This window comes from Vibrio sp. M260118, from assembly GCF_036533755.1.
Classification (GTDB): Bacteria; Pseudomonadota; Gammaproteobacteria; order Enterobacterales; family Vibrionaceae; genus Vibrio.
The window spans coordinates 1-3,159 of the sequence record NZ_JATABG010000382.1; the positions used below are offsets into that span (position 1 = coordinate 1).

The following is a 3,159-nucleotide window of genomic DNA, read 5'->3' on the forward strand; positions in this document are numbered from 1 at the left end:
GTCTCTTTACGTTCCATCATGGCCCGATTTCAGTTAAAGTCGACATCAAACTAAAACTATCGCTTTACAACGTACTATTTAACGTTATTATCCTTCCGCAAACGTTTGCCTTACTATTTGTGTGTGTTTTTAGAGGGTTTTATGCTGTCCGATATCGAGATCTGCCGTACGACATCACTGCTGCCTATATCTGAGGTTGCTCAACAAGCTGGTTTACTAGAATCAGACTTCCACAGCCAAGGAAAATACAAGGCCAAAATTTCCCTTGATAGCCTGAAGCGCCTGTCAAACCGCGATAGCGGAAAGTTGGTTCTTGTCACCGCCATTACCCCCACGCCACTTGGCGAAGGTAAAACGGTCACAACCATTGGCCTAGCTCAGGGCATTGCCAAATTAAATCACTCAGTGATGGCGTGTATTCGCCAGCCCTCTATGGGCCCCGTTTTTGGCGTGAAAGGCGGTGCAGCGGGCGGTGGTTACTCGCAAGTCGCCCCGATGGAAGAGCTAAACCTGCACCTTACTGGTGATATCCATGCCGTGACTGCGGCGCACAATTTGGCTGCGGCCGCAATTGACGCGCGCATCTATCACGAGCAACGCCAAGGCTATAAAGACTTTGAGCAACGCACGGGGATGAAAGCGCTCAAGATCGATCCAAAACGCGTCGTTTGGAAGCGCGTGATGGACCACAATGATCGTGCTCTACGCATGGTCACCGTAGGTCGCAACGAACCTAACAAAACCATTAACGGTTTTGAGCGTGAAGATGGCTTCGATATTTCCGCTGCATCTGAGCTAATGGCTATCCTTGCCCTAGCCTCTGATCTAAAAGATCTTCGTGCTCGCATTGGCCGTATTGTTGTCGCTTACGATATTGATGGTAACCCGATTACAACAGAAGATTTGCAAGTCGCCGGTGCGATGGCAGTAAGCATGAAAGAGGCGATCGAGCCAACGCTCATGCAAACGCTTGAGGGCGTACCAACGTTAATCCACGCTGGTCCATTCGCCAACATCGCCCACGGCAACTCTTCGATTATCGCCGATAACATTGCGACTAAACTATGTGAATTCACAGTCACTGAAGGTGGATTCGGTTCAGATATGGGCTTTGAAAAAGCGTGCAACATCAAAGCGCAAATGTCGCAGAAATCGCCAGATTGTGCTGTTATCGTAGCAACACTTCGCGGCCTTAAGGCCAATTCTGGCCTTTATGACTTAAAGCCTGGCCAACCTATACCTGACTCCCTATTGAATGACGACCACGACGCGCTTATTGCTGGTTTCGAAAACCTAAAATGGCATATCAACAACGTCAACAAATATGGCATACCCGCCGTCATCGCGATTAACCGCTTCCCACAAGATAGCGATGAAGAGTTACAAGCACTGAAAGGGATGGTCGAGTCACTGCCCAACGAGGTTGAAGTCGCGATCAGTGAAGGTTTTGCCAAAGGTAGCGAAGGAACCTTAGAGCTAGCGCAAAAAGTGATCCGCCAATGTGAGAAGCAAGCAGAGTTTACGCCCCTGTACAAGTTTAGCCAAACCACAGAAGAGAAACTGATGGCCGTGGCTGAAGTTGGCTACGGAGCGGCAGGCGTAACACTGAGTTATCAAGCTCGTAAGCAGCTTGATGAACTCAAAGCTCACGGGTTCGATGACCTAGCAGTTTGTCTGGCAAAATCTCCACTATCTATTTCAACAAACGGCAGCATTAAAGGTGCTCCGTCAGGTTTTGACGTGCCTATCCGTGAACTTCGTTTATGTGCGGGAGCAGGCTTTATCTACGCGCTTTGCGGCAACGTAATGACAATGCCAGGGCTACCAGAGAAGCCAGCCTTTATGAACCTAGATCTCGATGATGACGGCAACATCATTGGCTTAAGCTAATTCTCACTGAATTCATACAGGTAACACGAGGCTAAGTATTTCAAACTTGGCCTCTTTTTTATCCTCAATTCTGCTCTCTCCATGCAGTCAAGCGCGATATCATGTACCATTGTTACATTACTCTCTTTAATTGGATGTACTCATGGAAGCAGAGCTACTGGAAATCAAAAATTTCCTTTCCCAACACCCTCCGTTTGATGAACTGGAGGATGACGTCCTCAACTACGTGACCAAACATGTCGAGATCTCCTATTATCGTCAAGATACGCCTATCATCCATTTTGGTGACGAAATCCACGACCTCTACATGGTGCGAAGTGGCGTGGTCGAAGTGTATCGACGAAAAGGTGAGCTGTATAACCGACTTGATGAAGGCTCGCTATTTGGTCAGATGGGGCTGCTGACCAATAACAAAGTTCGTTTCCCAGCTAAAGCCACCAAAGACAGTCTACTTTACTGTATTCCTGAAGCTATCTTCCAAGAACTGTACGATAACCATGAAACCTTTGCCGATTTCGTTGAGGTGGAGGATACAGCACGTTTACGTCAAACCGTTTCAAACAGCAGTGAACAAAACGACTTAACCACGTCTAAAGTTAGAACTTTACTTACCAGTGAAGCGTCGACGATTCCAAAGTCTGAGTCCATCCAAAATGCGGCCATCAAAATGGCTGAAGAGAATGTCTCTTCGCTACTGATTATCGACCCTGACATTGCCTTAGATGACGAGGAAGACCAAAACCCACTGGTTGGTATCATCACCGACCGAGACCTGTGTACTCGTGTATTAGCAGAAGGGTTAGACCCGAGCGACGAAGTCTCTACTGTAATGACAACCGAAGTGATTTCACTCGATCATAATGCTTACGTGTATGAAGCCATGCTGACCATGCTGCGCTACAATGTTCATCACCTGCCTGTTCTCAAAGACAAAAAACCGATTGGCATTATCGAAGCGACTGATATCGTTCGCTATGAGTCTCAAAACTCGCTCTTGCTCGTGAGTACCATTTTCCAGCAGCAGTCGATTGAAGAGCTTGCCGCCCTCTCGGAACAAGTGAAGCAAAGTTTTGTCCGTCTAGTTAATGAGGACGCCAACTCGCATATGGTGGGTAGCGCAATGTCGGTCATTGGCCGAAGCTTTAAACAACGTATTATCGAACTGGCAGAAGAAGAACTGGGTGAGCCACCAATTCCATACTGTTTTGTTGCTCTTGGCTCTATGGGGCGAGATGAACAACTTCTGGTGACAGACCAAGACAACGCCAT

The 3,159-nt window shown here is 47.6% G+C and carries 3 protein-coding genes; all 3 read left to right on the forward strand.

Going from position 1 to position 3,159, the window contains the following annotated elements:
• On the forward strand, nucleotides 1–194 hold a 194-nt coding region (locus QTO00_RS17090), incomplete at its 5' end, for a hypothetical protein (RefSeq protein ID WP_331425851.1).
• Nucleotides 142–1,890: a formate--tetrahydrofolate ligase gene (locus tag QTO00_RS17095; protein WP_331425852.1), complete on the forward strand. Its 1,749-nt coding sequence runs from the start codon at nucleotides 142–144 to the stop codon at nucleotides 1,888–1,890. The genes QTO00_RS17090 and QTO00_RS17095, both read left to right, overlap by 53 nt.
• Before the next feature lie 142 nt (nucleotides 1,891–2,032).
• Nucleotides 2,033–3,159, forward strand: a 1,127-nt coding sequence (locus QTO00_RS17100) for a CBS domain-containing protein (RefSeq protein WP_331425853.1), incomplete at its 3' end; no start/stop codon positions are given.